This window comes from Muricauda sp. MAR_2010_75, from assembly GCF_000745185.1.
GTDB lineage: Bacteria > Bacteroidota > Bacteroidia > Flavobacteriales > Flavobacteriaceae > Flagellimonas.
The window spans coordinates 635,550-655,296 of the sequence record NZ_JQNJ01000001.1 but is presented as its reverse complement, the minus strand read 5'-3'; the positions used below and the strand labels follow the sequence as shown (position 1 = coordinate 655,296).

Below are 19,747 nucleotides of genomic sequence, written 5' to 3'. Positions count from 1 at the left end.
ACCTAATATGAATAATTTTCTTTTTGTTGCAGCGGAAAACGACGCCCTCGCCAACTGTAAAGCAGGTGGAATGGGGGATGTAGTACGGGATGTACCACGGCAAATTTCTGAACATGGAGACAAAGTGCATGTCATTGTACCGTCCTATTCCCGACTGCACAAAGATGGATTGTTCAAAACCAACCTGAATTTTTATTTGAGGGGATTGCGGTACACAGCGGAGTTGTATGAGGTAAAACCCAAAAAGGAATTTCCCAACATTGTGCATTATGTGCTCCATCATCCCGAGATAGAGGCAGGCGATATTGCCCATATCTATCACAATGACCCAGAAGAGCCTTTTTATACGGATGCCATCAAGTATTTTATCTTTTGTACTGCTGTTTCGGAGGCCATTAAGCAAGGTGCATTTGGAGATTTGGATGTGGTGCATCTGCACGATTGGCATTCCAGTCTTTTGTTGTTTTTAAGGGAATATCACCCAGATTATAGCAACTTGAAGGACATTCGGTTTGTATACAGTATTCATAATTTGGCCATTCAGGGAATACGACCTTTTGATGGCAACTATTCTTCCGTGAAAAACTGGTTCCCCGAGGTGCCGTTGGATTATCAAAAATTAATGGATTATCGGTATCAGGATTGCATTAACCTGATGGCTGTGGGAATTCGTTTTGCCGATGCGGTGCACACGGTTTCGCCGTCCTATAAAGAAGATGTGTTGTTGCCGAGTTCTCCACCCGAGTTCATTGGGGGTGAAGGTTTGGAAAAGGACCTTCAAAAAGCCGATGATGAAGGGAGATTGTTCGGTATTTTGAACGGATGCAATTACAAGAACATCAATTCCGAAGCAAAAGGCCAGATCTATCGCAATACGGTAAAGGCACTCTTTGGTTGGCTGCAGCAAGAGGATAAGAAATATAAAGCCGATTTTTTGGCCCATACCGGCGAAAAAATCATGGACTATGTGGGTAACCGACCCAAGTTCATTGCATCCAGCGTAGCGCGATTGACCGAACAAAAATTCTACTTCTTCATGCGTTCTCCCGAAGCGTTTGTAGAGATCCTGAAACGATTGGAAAAGGTGGACGGTATTTTTATGTTGTTGGGTACCGGTGCGCCAGAGTATGAGGAACTCTTCAGAAAATTGAGCTATGAGCACAAGAATTTTATTTTTACCAACGGGCAGTCGGAAAAACTCATCGACTCCATTTATCTGGAATCTGACCTGTACTTCATGCCGAGTCTTTTTGAACCCTGTGGCATAAGCCAAATGTTGGCCATGAGGAACGGTAATCCTTGTTTGGTGCACCATACAGGTGGGTTAAAGGATACCGTAAAACATATGAAGACCGGTTTCAGTTTTGATGGCGACAGTTACGATGAAAAGATCAAGAACATGCTGGAAGTGTTGGACGAGGCCTTGGATGTTTATGAGAATGACAAACCCACGTGGAAGAAAATACAAGCAGCAGCCAAAAGAATGCGCTTTACTTGGAAAAAGTCGGTTGATGATTATTACAAGTTGCTCTACAATATTGCCTGATCGCTTTTTTTGTGACCATTGATATTTTATTGTTAATAACGGCACAAATAAGAGTTGGAAATTGTTAATGGCTGTGCTTTTTCGTAATTTTCGCATTCTATTTTTACTAATCTATTAAAACATAAAATGTCGGATAAAGCTATACTCGAATATGGAGGAAAACAGTATGAGTTCCCCGTAATCAAAGGTACTGAAGATGAATTGGCCATTGATATAAAAACGTTAAGGGCCTCAACTGGAATGGTGACGATAGATCCCGGTTACAAAAACACGGGTTCTTGTGAAAGTGCAATTACCTTTCTTGATGGGGAAAAGGGAATTCTTAGGTATAGAGGATACTCCATTGAGGATTTAGCGGAAAAGGCAGATTTTTTGGAAGTAGCATATCTCCTGATTTTTGGTGAGTTGCCCAATAAGGAACAATTGGAAAAGTTCCATAATGATATAAAAGAGGAATCCCATGTAGACGAGGAAATGAAGAAGATTTTGGATGCCTTTCCCAAGGCGGCGCATCCAATGGGGGTACTTTCGTCATTAACAAGTGCGTTGGTAGCTTTCAACCCTATTTCCGTTGATGTTTCCTCTGAGAAAGCGATGTATGCATCCATCGTTCGTATTTTGGCCAAATTCCCGGTATTGGTGGCTTGGACCCAAAGAAAGAAAAAAGGACTTCCCTTGGATTACGGGGATGATAGCTTGGGCTATGTGGAGAACATTCACAAGATGATGTTCAAAAAACCCAACCAAGAGTACAAAAAAGATCCCATTGCCATTGAGGCCTTGGATAAATTATTGATTCTGCATGCGGATCACGAACAAAACTGCTCCACATCAACGGTTCGTATTGTAGGTTCTTCCCATGCAGGTCTATTTGCTTCTTTGTCAGCGGGTATCTCAGCACTTTGGGGACCCTTGCACGGAGGCGCCAATCAGGCCGTTTTGGAAATGTTGGAAGCCATTGAGGCCGATGGGGGAGATACCAAAAAATACATGGCTAAGGCCAAGGATAAGAATGACCCATTTCGGTTGATGGGCTTTGGACACCGTGTCTATAAAAATTTTGACCCCAGGGCTAAAATCATCAAGAAATCTGCGGATGATGTGCTGGGCAACCTTGGCATTGAGGACCCCATTTTGGACATTGCCAAAGGTTTGGAAAAAGAGGCATTGGAGGACAAATACTTTGTGGACAGAAAATTATATCCCAATGTGGACTTCTACTCTGGAATTATCTACAGGGCGTTGGGAATCCCAACAGAAATGTTCACCGTAATGTTTGCCCTGGGAAGACTGCCCGGATGGATTGCCCAATGGAGGGAGATGCGATTGCGAAAGGAACCCATAGGAAGACCCCGACAAGTGTATATCGGGGAAAACCTAAGGTCTTTTGTTCCATTGGAAAAAAGATAAGACTTGGGGGACAGTCAAAAAAACTAAGGGGCGATTGAAAAATCGCCCTTTTTTTGTTTATAGGCTGTGGGGATTGTTACTGGAGCCAAGGTTCAGCGACTTATCATTGTCATAGCATATACGCATGATCTCTTGGAGGTAGTGAACACGTACCCATGAAAGATCCTTGGTATTTGTTATAGTGTTTTTTGATCGTTCAAATTCTTTATGGAGAAAGTTATGGGCATCTATGGCATTCAAGTTTTTAATGGTAGAATCCAAAGTTTGTCCATATCTATTGATAAAAGCATTTACCTTCATCAAGTCCCAGTCACTCTCAATAGTAAGATGGTCACGTGAAATGGTATCATCAGGAAAGTCACTCAACATAATACAATCTTGATACTTTGCGGAATACAAAGAATCAACATTTTGATCCAAAGTGGAATATGTTGTGGTTGTGGAACTCTTGCTCTTTTGAAATGCATTGATAGGCCCCCACAGCGCTAATACTGCCAAGGCCAATAAGGATGAAATCAATAGTTTTTTCATGTGTAGGAAAAATCTTAATGCAAATGTAGTAATTAAAAATGTATAAGCAACATTTGTGGTATAAAAATTTACATCAGATAGTGTTTTTTAACGTATTAATATACAGGTAGTTAAGATTTATGGATTTCCCATTTTTTAGCGGATTAAATCCCATATCTAAAAATGACTTTTTTCCTGTTTTGTAGGAGGAAAATAGGAGTCAAAACACTAGATTTGCCTTAAAATTTTTAGGGGAAATCCCTATTTTCAATTCACACCCACTTCAATGATTACGGTATGATGCAGTTAAACATTGTAGACGAAACAAGCCCTTTAAAGGCAGTGATTTTAGGGACAGCGCAAAGCTGTGGCCCAACTCCCGGCCCTGAGGAAGCCTATGACCCAAAGTCTTTGGAGCATATTTTGGCGGGTACCTATCCCAAAGAAACTGATATGGTGAAGGAAATGGAAGCTTTTGCACAAGTCTTTCATAAATATGGGGTTAAGGTGTATCGCCCAGAAGTCCTGGAAAATTGCAACCAAATCTTTTCGAGGGACATTGCCTTTGTGATTGAGGATAAATTGTTCCATGCCAACATTTTGCCTGATCGTGAGCGTGAATTTGTTGCTATTCACGAAGTATTGGATGAAATCGACCCCAATAAAATCATTCGGCCGCCCGAAGAGGTGCATATTGAAGGTGGCGACGTAATGCCCTGGCACGATTATATTTTTATAGGCACCTATACGGGACGAGATTATCCTGATTTTATCACAGCACGTACCAATAAAGAAGCGGTGGAGTACATTCAAGAGATGTTCCCCCATAAAAAAGTAAAATCCTTTGAGTTAAGAAAATCCAACACCGACCCCAAGGAGAATGCCTTGCATTTAGATTGCTGTTTTCAACCGGTGGGAAAAGACAAGGCCATTTTGCACAAAAATGGATTTTTAATTGAGGAAGAATACCAGTGGTTGGTGGATTACTTCGGAAAGGACAATGTTTTTGAGATCAACAAGGATGAAATGTACCAAATGTTCAGCAACGTATTTTCCATTTCACCCGAAGTGGTCGTTTCGGAAAAGAGCTTCACCCGACTGAACAACTGGCTTCGCGAGCAAGGGTTTACAGTAGAAGAGATTCCCTATGCCGAAATTGCCAAACAAGAGGGGCTGCTTCGGTGCAGTACCATGCCTCTCATTAGAGCATAAAGATTACGCACTTACAACAACTAAACACACAAACGAATTGAGAGCACAGATTACAAACACCATTCTAATGATTCGTCCAGTGAATTTCCGGATGAATGAGCAGACTGCGGTCAACAATTACTTTCAGGAAGACCTGCACCTTAAAAATGCGGAGATCAACCGAAAGGCCCAAGAGGAGTTCGATGCCTTTGTGAAAGTACTTCGCGAACACGGAGTCCATGTGATGGTAGTGGATGACACCAAGGAGCGTGACACCCCGGATTCCATTTTTCCGAACAACTGGGTCTCTTTCCATGAAAGTGGCACCATTTGCGTCTATCCCATGTTTGCTGAAAACCGAAGGAAAGAACGCCGAGAGGATATTTTTGAGGTCTTGGAAAAAGAAGGTTTTGTGATTAACAATATCATGGATTACACCTCAGCCGAAGATGAGGGCGTCTTTTTGGAAGGTACGGGCAGCATCCTAAAAGATCGTGCCAACCAAAAAGCGTATTGTGCGCTCTCGGAACGGGCCCATGAAGAACTTTTTATTGAATTCTGCGAGGATTTTGATTGCTTTCCAGTTATTTTCCATGCCAACCAAACCGTGGACGGGGAACGTTTGCCCATTTACCATACCAATGTAATGATGGCGATGGCGGAGACTTTTGTGGTCATCTGTTTAAAGTCCATCGATGATAAAAAAGAGCGCAAAAATGTGGTGGAACAAATTAAGATGGATGGTAGGGAGATCATTGATATCACTGAGGAGCAATTGTATCACTTTGCAGGAAACATGCTCCAAGTGATAGGGACTAATGGCCAGCGTTTTATGGTGATGAGCACCCAAGCCTACAACAGTCTTCGGGAAGATCAAATCAAGGCCATTGAAAAGCATTGTGCCATCATCCACAGCCCATTGGATACCATTGAATCTTCTGGGGGTGGCAGCGCGCGTTGTATGATGGCCGAGGTCTTTTTGCCGAAAAAGTAATGTCCCCCTTGTCATTCTGAACGCAGTGAAGAATCTGTTTTTGGCTTAACACCTATGCCACGAATTATCTCGAACGCCTTATGTCATTTCGAACTGTCAGATTGAGCGTAGTCGAAATCAAAGTGAGAAATCTCTTCTGAGGTTTTGACACGAATTACACCAATTTACCCGAACGACCATTGGTCATTGTCAATTGTTTATTGTTCACTGGCTTTGAATCCACTCAAAAATACCGCAGCCATAAACACCATAAAAAAGGCAAAGGGCAGGGAGGTGATGATGAGCAATTTCTGAACGGCGGTAAGCACATCAATATCCGGTTTGGCATTGCCGAGAAGAATAAGCGCCAAGGTGGCCAACAAAATAAAGATGGACCAGATAAGTCGGTGTTTCCGTTGCGGATTGGGATTGCCTTTGTCCGTGAACATGCTCAACACAAATACGGCGGAGTCCACCGAAGTGACCAAAAAACTCACCAACAATAAAATAGTGATGCCATTGAGCAGTCCCGAAAGCGGATATTCCCCAAAAAAGAGAAAAATGGAGGAAAACACGCTAGCAAATTCATTGTTGTAGCTACCCCAGCTTTCAATGATTTCAAAGGCTGAAGTGCCAAAAACCGAAAACCAAAAGAACGTCCCCAACGATGGTAAGATCAAAACCCCCAACAACATTTGCCGCAAGGTGCGACCTCGAGAAATTCGGGCGATAAAAATACCGGTAAACGGAGCCCAGGCCAACCAGAAAGCCCAATAATAAAATGTCCAATCGGTGAGGAATTCGATGCCAGGGTTGTAGCGCCCCACGGCAATGCTCATCGGAACAAAATCTATGAGGTAGTGGAACGAGGCCCTTCCGAAGGAAAGTAGAATATCCCCCATATTGCTATTGACAAACACAAAGGCCAATAGCAGCAGCGTCACCAAAATATTGAACTTGGAAATCCTTTTGATGCCCTTGTCCACCCCCAACCACACGGAGACAAACGCAATGGCGGAAATCAGGATAGCCAGCAGTAGGGTAACCATTACCCCAAACTCGGACTGAAACACATGGTTAAGCCCTCCGGTAATCTGGGCGGTACCCAACCCTATGGCGGCAATCAACCCGAAAACGGTGGTGATGATGGCCAGAATATCCACTGCGTTGGCCCGTTTGATGCCCTTGAATTTTTTCGGAATGGAACTGCTCACCAGTACTTTTTGGTTTTTGGCAAAGAGCGCATGGCCAATGATCAGAGCAAACAATCCGTAAAAGGCCCAAGCGGTAAAGCCCCATTGGTAAAAGGTGAACTCCAGTGCCAAGATTTCTGGAGTGGTGTTGGTGGCAATGGGTGGGTTTTGCTGCATAAAAACAGGTTCCTGAACGGCCCTGAGCAAAATACCGGCCCCCATGCCCGTGCTGTAGAGCATACTGGCCCACGCCCAGGTGGAATGCTCCGGTTTTTCGGTGGGTTGACCCAATTTGAGCCTGCCCCAGGGCGATACGGCAATGCCCAAGAGCAGCAGCACACAACCGAGACCCAGATACAGGTAAAAATACCCAAAGCGGCTCCGCACCCAGAGCGAGAGTACCTCAATGGATTGGTAGCTCCACTCCGTAAACAGGAACACCACTGCCGAAAACAGCAACAGCAGCCCTGTGGAGACCGCCAAGAGTGGGTTATGTTTTAGGAAGTTGTAAATGCCGTCCTTATTTTGTCATTCCGCACTTGATGCGGAATCCATTTTATCTTCCCGAAGATAACAGGAAATCCGCAATTAAGGCTGTCCCCTTGAGGGGACTTTAGGGGTGTTTTTGGTTTGACATGCCTGCCTGCCGCAGGCAGGGGACTTTAGGGGTGTTTATGGTTTGACAAGAATGGAACGAATTACTCGAATGTCACCGTCACCCTGAACTTGTTTCAGGGTCTTTTGTTTTGGGATGGGATGCCGAAACGAGTTCGGCATGACGCAGGATCTCTACTTGTCATTTCGAACGAATGTGAGAAATCTGTGAATTGGATGAGATTTCTCAATCGATGCGTTGCATCTCATATCGAAATGACTACATGCCGGCCTTGTCATCTTGAGCGGAGTCGAAAGGTAGACAAGGCATCTCGACTGCGCTCGATGTGACAGGATGGGCATTGCACTGTCCCCTTGAGGGGACCATAGGGGTGTTATTGCTAATTGTACATTGTGTATTGCAATAAGCATTATCGCGCAAGCGTGTAAGATAATTTGGTAAAAAAGTTTATATTGGGTTGATTTTTAATGTTTTAAATACTTATATACTGTTTAGCTCATTGTAGAGACCAAAATGTAAACAAACCCATATGAACCCAAAAGTTTGGATTAAAAAAATTGAATTTAGCGATAATACTGTGATAGAGTTTGACAAGAATGATATCATTGTAGTTGTTGGTCCGAACAATTCTGGAAAGAGCGCTTTACTGAAAGAATCTTCAAGTTTGTTAAGAACTAAAAATACTAACACTAAAGTTATTAAATCTATTGAATTTGATAAATATGGTTCATCCGATGAGGTATTGAAAATGATGGAGGATAATTCAATGGTTGAACATACTGATATGGACAGACCTTGGTATAATGGAATAGGATATAGAATTTATGGAGGTAATGTCAAAAGAATTTGGGAAAAATCAGGAAATGAGTTTGGAGATTTATCATTGATTTTTTCTAAAAACCTGACAACGGAAGCGAGATTGCAAGCTGCAAATCCTGCTCCAAATATTAAATTAACTTCCGAGGCGCCAAGACATCCAATTAACATCATCCAAAAGTCCGATACCTTGGAGAAAAAGTTTAATGGATACTTCAGGCAAGCCTTTGAGCTTGACTTAATAGTACATAGGAATGCTGGTAGTGAAGTTCCACTCTATGTTGGAATTGCCCCTGTAATTAAAAAGGGGGAAGATAGACTTTCAGAATCCTATCAAACCAAATTAGAAGAATTAGATTTATTACATGAACAGGGTGATGGAATGAGAAGTTTTGTAGGCGTCCTTTTAAATGCCTTTATAGGCAATCAGAGTTTGCTTTTTATTGATGAACCAGAGGCTTTTTTACATCCACCACAAGCAAGACTATTAGGAAAGATGCTAGCTAAAGATTTACCGGCCGATAGACAGTTATTGCTTGCAAGTCACAGTACGGACTTTCTAAAAGGTTTATTGGAAGGGAATTCAAACAACCTAAAAGTTATTAGGATTCAGCGAAATGGGAGTATTAACAATGTTAATACGCTAAATAGTGCAGAAATAAATTCCATTTGGGGAGATTCATTATTGCGGCACACCAATGTTTTAGATGGATTGTTTCATAGCAAAGTAATAATTTGTGAAAGTGATTCTGATTCAAGATTTTACTCCGCTATTCTGTCTACTGTAAATGAAAAAAAAGCAAAACCATATTCCGATACATTGTTCATTCAATGTGGAGGTAAGCACAGAATTCCTGTTGTCATAAAAGCGTTAAAAAAACTAAATGTTCCAGTATGTACGATATGTGATTTTGATGTTTTAAATGATGTGAATCCATTGAAAAGTATAATTGAAGAATCTGGTGGAAATTGGAAAGATATTGAGAAGGAGTGGAAAATTGTTAAAGCTGCAATTGAAGCTAAAAGACCAGAGTTAGAAACAAAAGAGTTAAAAGATGAAATTGATAGCATATTTGATTCAGTTTCTGAAAAAAATATGCCTAAGGAAAAAATTTCCGCAATTACTAAATCATTAAAAAAGGCTTCAGCTTGGGCTCATGCTAAGCAAGTTGGAGAATCATTTGTTCCCAATGGACAACCAACTCAAGCATATAAAAAACTGATAAAGGGTTTAAAATCTAATAATATATTTGTTGTAGAAGTTGGAGAGTTAGAGAGCTTTGTTAAATCAGTTGCAAATCATGGGCCAAAATGGGTTAATGATGTTCTTATTAAAGATTTAAAAAATGATTCAGAACTAGAAACAGCTCGAAAGTTTATTGAAGAGATATCAGAACAATAGAATTCTTTAGTTACTCTGTTGGTCAAATTTTAGAATACTATAAAGGCTTGTTTTTATATCTCAACCCCACAACAATCCCCCTCAGTGCAGCCACCACATTTTGCACTTCCTTTTGCTCAAAAGAACCTTCTTCCAAATAAAATAGCATTTCAATCCCATAATCCAGAATTTTAGCCAGTTCTTCGGGAGAACCGTAGGTATCTTCAACCCATTCCTTAAAAGTCTCGTCTTTTTCCATAATAGGAGCAAGAAAACCGTTTTTCGGCAACGGGTGCATGTCATATATGGCAAGAGGGGTAAATAGTTACGAGTTGCGGGTTTCGGGAAAAGGGTTAAAGGTTAAAGTGGGGAAACTAAAAACTCAACCCTTAAAATTACTCTTCCACAGTGAATTCCCGTATCGCTTGGTTGGGCTCCATAATGGTATGGCCTTGCCAAAACTCGGGGTCATAGGTGGGCATATAGGTGGCGCGGGCGGTCTTGTCCTCTTTAAACTCACTAAACTGGTCTTCGGGCACCACGGCTTGGTCAAACACCACCAGTTCCCATTTTTGGGTAGGGCTCATCCGAAAATCTATGTTCAGTGAGAGTTCGTTCTGCTTACGGCGACCCTTTACATGCTTGTTCTTTTCAATTACTTTTAGGGGGCGGTCCACGGCAAAGTAGCGGCCAAAGGTAAAGTCCATAAAGCGGAGGTCGTACTTGCCATTGGGCAGTTGGGCAAAGCGCATGGTGCCCTTGTAGAGCACTTCGCGGTAGGTAATGCCCAGCAGCCTAAAATTGCGCAGGCGCTCCGTGTTCTGCACATCCAGCCGCATAATGGCAAAGTCCTCAATATTGATATAGAGGCGGCCCTTGAACTCGGCACTGCTACGCTTGGGCTCAAAGTCGATGACATACACCCCGGCATCTTCTATTTCGGTATAGCCGGCGAGGGTAAACTCGTATTTCCGGGTTTTTGAGATGAGGTCCAGTTTGCTGTCCTCGTTGTAATACAGTTCGTTGAGCAGTTCCTTGAAAGCACTACGTTGGCTGTCCACCAGTCCGGAGTTTTTCTTTTTTTCAAGATTTTGCGCTAGCTCCTCGGCCTCTTTGGCCTGCTCTTTTTCCATGTCGCTAAGGATGGAATCTACCTGCACCTTTTGGCTAAAGATACCCGATTTGATTTTTAGGTAGGAATCTGGTTTAATGTTCTGCGTAAAAATCGTCTGCATGCGCTCGCCCAGTTCCTCAAAAGAGCCCACTTGGTTCTTGTCGTACAGATCGGCGGCCTTAATGATGTCCAGTTTGTACTTGCCGTTGTTTTTGTAGAGGTCGCCCAGACTTTCGGTGTAGTGGTGGCCATTTCTAGGGATGGATTGGGCAATGCTGTCCATGAGTTCCTTATTAAGCTCCGCAATACTGGATTTTTTAAAACCAAAGTCCACCTTGTTGATGGTGGCAAACTCGGACTGCCGCAAAAAGAAGCGTTGCTTTACGGGTGCTTTGTTGATGTTCTGCGGAACGCGTTCCACCATTTTCTCGATGATCTCGTCCACGTCCAGTTCCTTATCGAAGACATACACGCCACTGAGTTCAATGGCCTTGGGTTGAAGGAATACCAAACTGTCCTGCAATTGTGCCAGGGTGAACCCCTTTTTGGAGTATCCCATGGAAGAAATGTAGATGGAGTCGGGGGCAGCGGTTTCGTCCAACGAAAAACTGAAACGGCCTTCATCGTTGGTGATCACGCCCTTGTGCTCGCCATATTGGATGGTGGCATAGGGAATGCCTTTTTGGGTCTTGGCATCCACCAATTTGGAGCTGATGGTCTGGGCGGTCATGGGCAGCGCCATGAGGAAAAGTAACACGGGGAAGATCTTGGTGTTGGTCAAGGTCATCTGTTCGTTTTTGATGTAATTACTAAATAGACACTGCAAACTTAAAAAGGTTGCACATGGGTTAGACGAGCTGGGGAGGATTTTGTAACAGACGTGCTTTAGTCTTGTCATCTTGAGCGGAGTCGAAAGGTAGACAAGACATCTCGACTGCGCTCGATGTGGCAAATGTATGTCACCCTGAATTTATTTCAGGGTCTTATGCTTTGGGGTGGGATGCCGAAACGAGTTCGGCATGACGTTCGGTATTGTGCTATCCCCTTGAGGGGATTATAGGGGTGTTGTTAGTCTGACACTAATGACACGAATTCTCACGAATGTTCTTTTGTCATTTTGAAATGACGAATTACTCCCGCACAACCACAACCATCTTGTACACGTAATAAAGCGGAACCATACCATTGAGGACCCACAACCCAATGAGGAGCTGGACATCCCCTGCATCTATCCATCCTTTTATTCTAAGAAGGATGATACCTGTGGTCATCAAAAAGGCCATTACAAAACAGAAATTCATGACCGCCAACATGCGCAGGGCCAGCGAATAGAGTTTAGGGGCATTTTCTTCGGTCACTTTTACCGGATAGTTCATTAGCCACGGTTTTAGTTTGGTGGCAACGAGTCCCAGAGCCAGATAGAGTCCGGCACTGAGCATGGGAATGGCCCAAAGGGCGGATTTATGTCCGTAGCCATCCACCCTGCCTAGAAAGTTGAAATGGGTGGGAATGGTTTCGGGGAGGTCAGCATAGACCCCAAGAACCAGAAAAACATTGAAGGCCACCACCATCCAACCAGCCCGGTAGAGCAGTACATCTGCTTGGGAAGGTTTTACTTCGACTCGTGGATGTTTCTTGAACCAGTTCATAGATCTTCAATGGATGTTGGCGTATTATCCGCCTTGTGGTCCAACAATTTTTTAAAGAACCGTTGTATGGCCTTGGTATCTGATTTCACCTTAATGAAATAATGGTCCATATAAACGGAATGTATAGCACTATCGCCCTTGTACAGTTTTAATTTGTAATAGGGGATGATGAGCCCATATGTTTCCAATAAGGACCGAAACCGTACAATAATGCCCTTGGGGCGGATTTCAATATTACAGGAATTCAGGTTATTGTCCAAAATGAGCAGGTTTTGGATCTGCATACTGGTTTCAGTGATATGCAATTTTGGCGAACCAATTCCACCCATGGCAAAACGTTCTTTCAAGGAAAAGGGCTTGCCCACCGACTCATCGATTTTTCGGGTGATGTCCTTGTCAGAATAAGAAACGTTTAGAAGCATGCCTAAAAATACTCAAAATACTAACTATCTATAGGTCAATGCTTCGGGAAATATGTTACAAAAGGGCAAAAAATATGTAGTTTTGCGGGCTGAAACGCTTTTTAGATGAGTTTGCAAAACGATTTGGGCCAAAAGGTCAAGGATGCTGTAAAGGAACTGTACCAAGTTGAACTTCCCACGGTTGAATTTCAACCTACCCGCAAGGATTTTGAGGGGGATGTCACGGTGGTGGTTTTTCCCATGCTTCGTTTTGTAAAGGGCAATCCGTTGCAGATTGGGACCCAAATCGGGGACTATTTGCAGGAACAGGTGGCCGAGGTCGCCAAGTGCAATGTGGTGCAGGGCTTTTTGAACATTGTGATCGAGGACAGCTACTATCTCAACTTTTTCAATAGCATCAAAGATGAAGTGGACTATGGTTATGTGAAGTCCACCTCAAAAGATGCTATTATGGTGGAGTATTCGTCCCCCAATACCAACAAACCCTTGCATTTAGGGCATATCCGAAACAATCTTTTGGGCTATTCCGTGGCAGAAATCTTAAAGGCTTCTGGAAAGAAAGTGTACAAAACCCAAATCATCAACGACCGGGGCATCCATATTTGTAAAAGTATGTTGGCCTGGCAGAAATTTGGCGATGGGGAAACCCCAGAATCCTCCGGCTTGAAAGGTGACCATTTGGTGGGGAAATACTATGTGGCTTTTGATAAAGCATTTAAGAAACAGTTACAAGAAAAATTTCAAGAATTATCAGAGTTACTAAAAAATGAACTTGATAAGCAAGAACCATTTAACTTAAAAACAGCCATACATAATATTGATGAAGGATCTAATTATTACTCAATTTTAGGTGCGGCGATTAAAGATTTTTACAAGTTTGACAATAACATAGGAGAAGAGGAATTTAGGAAAGATAAAGTTTTATCTCAGTTCAGGGATATTGATTTTATGACAGAAGATGTTCCTTTAAAGGATTTGATTAAATCTAGAAATAAGTTTTTAAGCATTTATTCGAAAATTTATGGGGTTACTAGGATTGATGAGGAATTTACGGACAAGGATATTAGGATAGTAAGAAATATATTAGATGACAAGTTAACACCACTAGTTGAAATTCTGAAAGAAGCTCAAGAAATGCTCCGTAAATGGGAAGCTGGTGATGCTGAGGTCGTAGCTCTTTGGAAAAAAATGAACAGCTGGGTCTATGCCGGTTTTGATACCACCTATAAAAATCTGGGAGTTGATTTTGACAAACTCTATTACGAAAGCGATACCTATCTGTTGGGTCGGGATGTGGTGAAAGATGGCCTTGAAAAAGGGGTCTTTTTCAAAAAGGAGGATGGTAGTGTTTGGATAGACCTTACGGATGAGGGCTTGGATGAAAAAATCGTCCTTCGTTCCGATGGTACGGCGGTCTATATGACCCAAGATATTGGTACGGCCATCCAACGGGTAACGGATTTTCCGGATATCAACGGGATGGTATACACTGTGGGGAATGAGCAGGATTATCATTTTAAGGTGCTTTTTCTCATCCTGAACAAATTGGGCTATTCGTGGGCGGAACAATTGTACCATTTGAGTTATGGTATGGTGGACTTGCCCAGTGGGAAGATGAAGAGTAGGGAAGGTACCGTGGTGGATGCCGATGACCTTATCCAAAATATGGAAGAGACCGCAGAATTCATTTCAGCCGAATTGGGCAAATTGGAAGGCTATTCCGAAGAAGAAAAGAAAGGCTTGTACCGAACCATTGGTTTGGGTGCTTTAAAATACTACATCCTAAAAGTGGATCCCAAGAAACGGATTTTGTTCAACCCGGAGGAGTCTGTGGATTTTCAAGGGAACACCGGGCCGTTTATCCAATATACGTATGCGCGGATTCAGTCCATTCTCCGCAAAGCGGACTTTGATGTCTCGACTGCGCTCGACATGACATTTGAACTGCATGAGAAAGAGAAGGAATTATTGAAGGGAATCCAATTATTCCCCGAAACCGTGCAATTGGCGGCGGAGAACTTTAGTCCGGCTTTACTAGCCAATTACACCTACGATTTGGTGAAGGAGTTCAATTCATTCTACCAACAGGTATCCATTTTAGGGGAACCGGACGAGCAGAAAAAGCAATTTCGGGTGCAGTTGTCCCAAAAAGTGGGCGAGGTGATTCAGTCTGCATTTAGACTATTGGGCATTGATGTTCCGGAACGGATGTAACTCTTCTAACCCTCCGAGTTTTGACACTTGTCAAAGCTCACCTCCCTTATTGAGGGAGGAGCCTTGAGGGTTTTGTTGAAAATGTTCAGAGATTTCTAGAAGCACAGATTCCAGATTTTCAAATACCATTTTATTTTCAAACCGGATAACGGTAAAGCCAAGTTCATTCAATACTTCCGTTCTTTTACGGTCATATTCTTGTGCTTGTGGGGTAAAATGTACGGCTCCATCCAATTCTATCACCAATTTTTCAGCGGCACAATAGAAATCAACAATGTAATTTTTTATGCTATGCTGTCTGTTGAAACGTCTTCCGCATAATTTTTTGGCTTTTAAGTGTCGCCATAAAAATGCTTCAGCTGGTGTTAAATTTTCCCTGAGTTTTTTGCGGTAGGCCTGTAGTTCCTTTCGGCTGTGAATTCTTTTTTTCATCAATCCCATTTTAAAGCTCCCCTCTTTGCCCAAGAGGGGTGATTCGGGCTGACCGAATCGGGGAGATTGAGAATTACAATATATGCATTTAAAAACGCACCCTAAAACTTACATTGGGGGTAATGCCCAGCGAAACGCTTTCCACCGTTTCAATCTGGTTTTCATCATTTACCCGATAGTAGCGGTTGAGACTGTTTTTTCGATTGGTCATATTGAGTAGGGAGATCCCTGCATTTGCTTTGATGCCTCGCGTTAAGGCAAAACTATAAATGGCCGAGGCATCTGCCCTAAAGTATTCGGGAAGTCGACTGCTGTTAGGCGCTTCATAGTTGATTTGTGCAGGGAAAAAGGAAGTGTCCAGCGCCTCATCACCTTCCACAGGTTCTGTATAGGGTTTTCCTGTTCGGTAGTTGACCCCAACACTCAATTTTAGGTTTTTATAGGTATAGGTTCCCGCAAAGGTAATGGTATGTCTAATATCCAGATTGTTAGGGAAGCTATGGGGTACTATGGAATCAAAGGTATAGTCATTCTTGTTGTACGCATAGCTCAACCAAGTGCTATACCGGTCACCTCTTTTGTTGATGAGAAATTCAATTCCTTTTACATCATAACTGCCAATTTCCCCACTAAACTGATCTTGGTTCTGGAATCCTTGGGTACTTGTGCTGATACCGTCCACATTTTTATAGAAACCTTCAAGACCCACATAAAAATTGTTTCGTTCAAAGTTGATGCCCACAGAGCCTTGTTTACTTTGGGTTACGGGTAGGGTGTCATCATCAGATAGAATCCATCTGCGTTTTTCAATGCCCAGAAAATTCTGTTCCAAATCTATGACCTGATTGGTGGTCTGGCTCTTGAATTCTCCCAAAACCTCTGCACGTAGATAATTGGCCAGTCGAAAATTAAGGTTGAGACGGGGTTCCACCAAAAATGTATTGAAGGTGTCTAGGTTTTCAATGAAGTTGAACCGTGCCCCAAACTTGCCGATAAACTTATTTTCAAAGGAGGTATACTCAATTTCGGAATATGGGGCATGGATTCGGATAACTCCTTTAGTGTTGATGTCAAAATTAGGTTGATTAACAAACGCTCGGTTGATGATGCCCGTTTCGATATATTGAAACCCGTTGGTCCATTGCAATTGGTCTGAAACCTCATATTCTGTATTGAGCTTTACCGCCCTTTCATCCACACTATTTTTCTGATCCAACTGCCGTATTTGGTTGAACACGCTTTGACCATCCAAATTGTATTTGGAATAATACACATTTAGGCGGGAAGAGAATTGATCGGTCCATTGGCTCTGAAGCTGCCCTCCAACGGAAAGATTGGTTTGTTTCAGCAAACTGATAGTGGTTTCGTTGTCGGTCATGTTATTTTCCACATATCGTAGATTGTTGTTCAGGCTGATGGCACTCAACCTAAATTTATGGGCGTCATTGATATCATAAAACAGTTTTCCGGAAAAGTCGTAGAAATAGAAGTCTTCATCCCGGGTAATCTCATCATCTACGGCCACATTGTCTTCATCGGTTACCTCGCTGTCCTGAAAGGCGCGGTCAAAAAACTTATTATAGGTAGGGGTGTTCAAAAAATCCGTTGTGGATCTACGAGCGGAGAATTGGAAACCCAATTTGTCATTTAAGCGAAACTGGCCAAAAACATCCCCACTGATAAAATTGAATCCTGCACCACCTTCAAAACCATCAGCGATATGATTGCTGGTTTCCATTTGGATGACGCTGCTCACCCCATCGCCAAAATTGGCGGGTGTACCATTTTTAATTACCGAAATTTTATCCGTTAAATAGGGGTTGAAGGCAGAAATCAGCCCAAAGAAATGTCCGGATTGATACATTTTAATGCCGTTCCAAAGGATGAGGTTCTGGTCGTTTGTGCCTCCTCTTACGTTAATGTCGGAGACTGTCTCATCTATACTTTTAATGCCTGGAAGTGCTTGAACGGTTTGTAGGATATCGGGCTCAATGAGTCCGGGAAGAATACCAAACTCGGCTGTGTTCATGGTAATGCTGGCATCGGTTTCCTTAATGAGTCCCGTGGTCAGGAATTTGTATACGATGACTTCGTCCAATTGCTCGTAATGCTGGGCCATCAATATTTTTGGGCATCCGCCTTGTTGCAATAAACTTTCAACATTGACATACTTGGTAAGGTAACCCAAATACCGAATTTTGAGGGACGCATTGCGAGGAACATCATTAAGAACAAAAGAGCCATTTATATCTGTGGTTTGGGCAATGTTGGCTCCCAAGATTTCTATAGTTGCACCCGGAATGGTATTTTCCGCAAAATTGTCGAGCACACGTCCACAGAGTGTTACCGAGCGGAGTTTTGTCAATGTAAAGTAACGATCACTAAGTTTTTTGCTTTCTATTTGAAATTGGGATTCCACATAACCGAGAATATCATCCAGCGTCACCAAATTTTCAGGAACGGCAATGGAAATATCTTCCAAATCTTCATTGAGATATGAAAATTTGACATCAAAGCGCTCTTCCAAGGTTTTTATATATGGAATAAGACCCATGTGTTCTTGCTGTTTTTCTTGGGCATAATTTGAACAGAAGAAGAACAGCAAAAAAACCAAAAAGAGGCCAATTTGGCTATTGCGGTGTATTCCCAGCATAGAAAAGTACGTTATCACCCTCAACTTTATAGTTTGTGCGAGACGGGGTACTTATACTTTTTAACGCCATATTGAGGTCTGTGTTGCTAAAGGTACCTGTAAAAAGTAAATCAGTGTTTACATTTTCGGTCTTTACTTTGATGTTGTACTGTCTTTCCAACTCATTAAAGACATATTGAAGGGGAATACTTGCAAAACTACTTTCATTGTTCATCCAAGTGGGTTGATGACCATCGGGCTTGGAGGTATCCATGACTTTTCCATTAATAACCATAAAGGAAGTGCCCGCGGGCAATTTGGTCTCAGTGTTATTGTAGGCAACGCTTACCAATCCTTCATAGCAGGTGACCTCGAAGAACCCTTTTCTATTTTCTACATTAAACTGGGTTCCTAAAACGGCTACCGTACCGTGTTCAGTCTCCACCGTGAATTTTTTTCCTTTGGCCACCTTAAAGAACGCTTCACCTTTAAGGGTCACGTTTCTTTTTTTGTCCCAGTTCTTTTTGCTGAAGGATACCTCAGAATCTGCATTGAGGAAAATTTCGGAATCATCGGGAAGGGTAACCTCGGAACGTTCGGCAAATTCGGTGGTAATGGATTCGTTCAAGGTGTTGAGGTAAAAGTAGGAACCGGCAAGCAATACGGCAATAACAGCGGCAACCCGAAGGAATTTTTTGAAAGGGTTCAATGTAATGACCTTTGGGACTTGGCCCATGCGTCCTTCTTTTAGGCGCTCCAAACTTTGGTCCACATTAAACTCGGGGGCTTCCAAAGTGCTGGAAACCTCCTTGAGCTTTTTATAGGAAGCATACTCCTCGGACTTTTTAAATTCCGTGAGTTCTGCTTCGGAAAGCTCTCCGCTAAGCCATTTTGCCAAGTAATTTTCTTGCATGGTTTCTATGCTTTACTACCTTATAACAACTCTATTATAAAATACCCTACTTTTTCAATTTACAATTTTCAATTCACAGTAATTAATGGACTGTGGTTTTGATAATCGGTCATTGTAAATTGTTTATTGCTAACTGTCCATTGTCTTCATATTCCATCAATCTGCTCCCGCAAACTTTTTAGGGCCAGGTGCATCCTTTTTTCAATGGCTTTTACACTTACGCCTTCCATTTCAGCAATTTCCGCATATTTCTTCCCATCAATTCTATTGAGCAAAAAGGTGGTCCTTTGGTTCTCCGGTAATGCATTCAGGGCATTGTCCAGTTTTTCCTTGTATTCTTGCTCCTCCATCAAAAACTCTGGGGACAGATTGGAAGATTGGTCATCAACACTATTGGCGTATTTTAATCTGACCTTTTCGGCCTTTATTACATTTAAGTATAAATTATTTGCCACGGTGTATACAAATGATTTGGCCTTTTCAGGACTTACCTTGGCGCAGTTTTCCCAAAGCTTTACAAAGGCTTCCTGTACAGCGTCATTGGCCTTTTCCTCATTACCAAACTTGTAATAAATGTAGTTAAAAACCGTTTTGGAATGGGCCTTGAATATGGAACTGAAGACCTGATCTTCACATACGTTGCTCATGGGAAAGAATTTGTTTCCTCACCAAAGATATTTGAAAAAAATTAAGATTAGGTAGGGTTTTTTTTAACGGAGTTGTTTTAGAATTGAA

16 protein-coding genes are annotated in these 19,747 nt (G+C 42.3%); 6 read left to right on the top strand and 10 right to left on the bottom strand.

Annotated elements, in window-relative coordinates:
- Nucleotides 1–7: 7 nt before the first annotated feature.
- The gene (locus tag FG28_RS02865) at nucleotides 8–1,546 is read left to right on the top strand and encodes a glycogen synthase (RefSeq protein ID WP_036379791.1); all 1,539 of its coding nucleotides are present in this window, start codon (nucleotides 8–10) and stop codon (nucleotides 1,544–1,546) included.
- A gap of 126 nt (nucleotides 1,547–1,672) precedes the next feature.
- Nucleotides 1,673–2,956, top strand: coding sequence for a citrate synthase (locus FG28_RS02860; RefSeq protein WP_036379789.1), 1,284 nt, complete (start codon nucleotides 1,673–1,675; stop codon nucleotides 2,954–2,956).
- A 57-nt stretch (nucleotides 2,957–3,013) separates the two neighbouring features.
- Here the strand turns inward: FG28_RS02860 and FG28_RS02855 are convergent, their stop codons facing one another.
- The gene (locus FG28_RS02855; protein ID WP_036379787.1) at nucleotides 3,014–3,487 is read right to left on the bottom strand and encodes a hypothetical protein; all 474 of its coding nucleotides are present in this window, start codon (nucleotides 3,485–3,487) and stop codon (nucleotides 3,014–3,016) included.
- Nucleotides 3,488–3,763: 276 nt separating this feature from the next.
- On the opposite strand from FG28_RS02855, the gene FG28_RS02850 reads away from it, so the two are divergent.
- Both FG28_RS02850 and ctlX read left to right on the top strand, forming a co-directional pair.
- Nucleotides 3,764–4,678, top strand: coding sequence for a dimethylarginine dimethylaminohydrolase family protein (locus tag FG28_RS02850; protein WP_036379785.1), 915 nt, complete (start codon nucleotides 3,764–3,766; stop codon nucleotides 4,676–4,678).
- 67 nt (nucleotides 4,679–4,745) lie between these two features.
- On the top strand, nucleotides 4,746–5,651 hold the full coding sequence (gene ctlX, locus FG28_RS02845) for a citrulline utilization hydrolase CtlX (protein ID WP_036379783.1): 906 nt from the start codon (nucleotides 4,746–4,748) through the stop codon (nucleotides 5,649–5,651).
- A 197-nt stretch (nucleotides 5,652–5,848) separates the two neighbouring features.
- Here ctlX and FG28_RS02840 read toward each other — a convergent pair whose 3' ends face one another.
- The gene (locus tag FG28_RS02840) at nucleotides 5,849–7,306 is read right to left on the bottom strand and encodes a BCCT family transporter (RefSeq protein ID WP_051947163.1); all 1,458 of its coding nucleotides are present in this window, start codon (nucleotides 7,304–7,306) and stop codon (nucleotides 5,849–5,851) included.
- Between the two features lie 662 nt (nucleotides 7,307–7,968).
- Between FG28_RS02840 and FG28_RS02835 the strand changes: the two genes are divergently transcribed.
- Nucleotides 7,969–9,657: an ATP-dependent endonuclease gene (locus FG28_RS02835; RefSeq protein ID WP_036379780.1), complete on the top strand. Its 1,689-nt coding sequence runs from the start codon at nucleotides 7,969–7,971 to the stop codon at nucleotides 9,655–9,657.
- A 37-nt stretch (nucleotides 9,658–9,694) separates the two neighbouring features.
- Here the strand turns inward: FG28_RS02835 and FG28_RS02830 are convergent, their stop codons facing one another.
- From FG28_RS02830 to FG28_RS02815, 4 genes are all read right to left on the bottom strand, one after another.
- Entirely contained in the window at nucleotides 9,695–9,895 is a 201-nt protein-coding gene (locus tag FG28_RS02830; RefSeq protein ID WP_081894480.1) for a hypothetical protein, read from the bottom strand.
- A 136-nt stretch (nucleotides 9,896–10,031) separates the two neighbouring features.
- A complete protein-coding gene (locus FG28_RS02825) occupies nucleotides 10,032–11,537 on the bottom strand; it encodes a hypothetical protein (RefSeq protein ID WP_036379775.1) in 1,506 nt (501 codons plus the stop codon).
- A 343-nt stretch (nucleotides 11,538–11,880) separates the two neighbouring features.
- Nucleotides 11,881–12,399: a DUF1648 domain-containing protein gene (locus tag FG28_RS02820; protein ID WP_036379773.1), complete on the bottom strand. Its 519-nt coding sequence runs from the start codon at nucleotides 12,397–12,399 to the stop codon at nucleotides 11,881–11,883.
- Nucleotides 12,396–12,821 (bottom strand): hypothetical protein, encoded by a 426-nt coding sequence (locus FG28_RS02815; protein WP_036379770.1) that lies wholly within the window; start codon nucleotides 12,819–12,821, stop codon nucleotides 12,396–12,398. The genes FG28_RS02820 and FG28_RS02815 overlap by 4 nt, the downstream gene beginning before the upstream one ends.
- A gap of 105 nt (nucleotides 12,822–12,926) precedes the next feature.
- On the opposite strand from FG28_RS02815, the gene argS reads away from it, so the two are divergent.
- Entirely contained in the window at nucleotides 12,927–15,035 is a 2,109-nt protein-coding gene (gene argS / locus FG28_RS02810) for an arginine--tRNA ligase (RefSeq protein ID WP_036379768.1), read from the top strand.
- A gap of 30 nt (nucleotides 15,036–15,065) precedes the next feature.
- Here argS and FG28_RS02805 read toward each other — a convergent pair whose 3' ends face one another.
- From FG28_RS02805 to FG28_RS02790, 4 genes are all read right to left on the bottom strand, one after another.
- Complete coding sequence (locus FG28_RS02805) at nucleotides 15,066–15,467, bottom strand: endonuclease domain-containing protein (RefSeq protein ID WP_051947554.1); 402 nt, start codon at nucleotides 15,465–15,467, stop codon at nucleotides 15,066–15,068.
- A gap of 88 nt (nucleotides 15,468–15,555) precedes the next feature.
- Entirely contained in the window at nucleotides 15,556–18,120 is a 2,565-nt protein-coding gene (locus tag FG28_RS02800; RefSeq protein ID WP_036379765.1) for a carboxypeptidase-like regulatory domain-containing protein, read from the bottom strand.
- Nucleotides 18,098–19,012, bottom strand: a complete 915-nt coding sequence (locus FG28_RS02795) for a FecR family protein (RefSeq protein WP_036379762.1) — start codon at nucleotides 19,010–19,012, stop codon at nucleotides 18,098–18,100. The genes FG28_RS02800 and FG28_RS02795 overlap by 23 nt, the downstream gene beginning before the upstream one ends.
- A 146-nt stretch (nucleotides 19,013–19,158) precedes the next feature.
- Nucleotides 19,159–19,659, bottom strand: a complete 501-nt coding sequence (locus tag FG28_RS02790; protein ID WP_036379760.1) for an RNA polymerase sigma factor — start codon at nucleotides 19,657–19,659, stop codon at nucleotides 19,159–19,161.
- Between the last annotated feature and the right edge of the window lie 88 nt (nucleotides 19,660–19,747).

Excerpts from the sequence above, each read along its gene's own strand:
- FG28_RS02865 (WP_036379791.1), top strand. The coding sequence starts at position 8 with ATGAATAATTTTCTTTTTGTTGCAGCGGAAAACGACGCCCTCGCCAAC.
- FG28_RS02860 (WP_036379789.1), top strand. The coding sequence starts at position 1,673 with ATGTCGGATAAAGCTATACTCGAATATGGAGGAAAACAGTATGAGTTC.
- FG28_RS02855 (WP_036379787.1), bottom strand. The coding sequence starts at position 3,487 with ATGAAAAAACTATTGATTTCATCCTTATTGGCCTTGGCAGTATTAGCG.
- FG28_RS02850 (WP_036379785.1), top strand. The coding sequence starts at position 3,764 with ATGATGCAGTTAAACATTGTAGACGAAACAAGCCCTTTAAAGGCAGTG.
- ctlX (WP_036379783.1), top strand. The coding sequence starts at position 4,746 with ATGATTCGTCCAGTGAATTTCCGGATGAATGAGCAGACTGCGGTCAAC.
- FG28_RS02835 (WP_036379780.1), top strand. The coding sequence starts at position 7,969 with ATGAACCCAAAAGTTTGGATTAAAAAAATTGAATTTAGCGATAATACT.
- FG28_RS02830 (WP_081894480.1), bottom strand. The coding sequence starts at position 9,895 with ATGGAAAAAGACGAGACTTTTAAGGAATGGGTTGAAGATACCTACGGT.
- FG28_RS02825 (WP_036379775.1), bottom strand. The coding sequence starts at position 11,537 with ATGACCTTGACCAACACCAAGATCTTCCCCGTGTTACTTTTCCTCATG.
- FG28_RS02820 (WP_036379773.1), bottom strand. The coding sequence starts at position 12,399 with ATGAACTGGTTCAAGAAACATCCACGAGTCGAAGTAAAACCTTCCCAA.
- FG28_RS02815 (WP_036379770.1), bottom strand. The coding sequence starts at position 12,821 with ATGCTTCTAAACGTTTCTTATTCTGACAAGGACATCACCCGAAAAATC.
- argS (WP_036379768.1), top strand. The coding sequence starts at position 12,927 with ATGAGTTTGCAAAACGATTTGGGCCAAAAGGTCAAGGATGCTGTAAAG.
- FG28_RS02805 (WP_051947554.1), bottom strand. The coding sequence starts at position 15,467 with ATGAAAAAAAGAATTCACAGCCGAAAGGAACTACAGGCCTACCGCAAA.
- FG28_RS02800 (WP_036379765.1), bottom strand. The coding sequence starts at position 18,120 with ATGCTGGGAATACACCGCAATAGCCAAATTGGCCTCTTTTTGGTTTTT.
- FG28_RS02795 (WP_036379762.1), bottom strand. The coding sequence starts at position 19,012 with ATGCAAGAAAATTACTTGGCAAAATGGCTTAGCGGAGAGCTTTCCGAA.
- FG28_RS02790 (WP_036379760.1), bottom strand. The coding sequence starts at position 19,659 with ATGAGCAACGTATGTGAAGATCAGGTCTTCAGTTCCATATTCAAGGCC.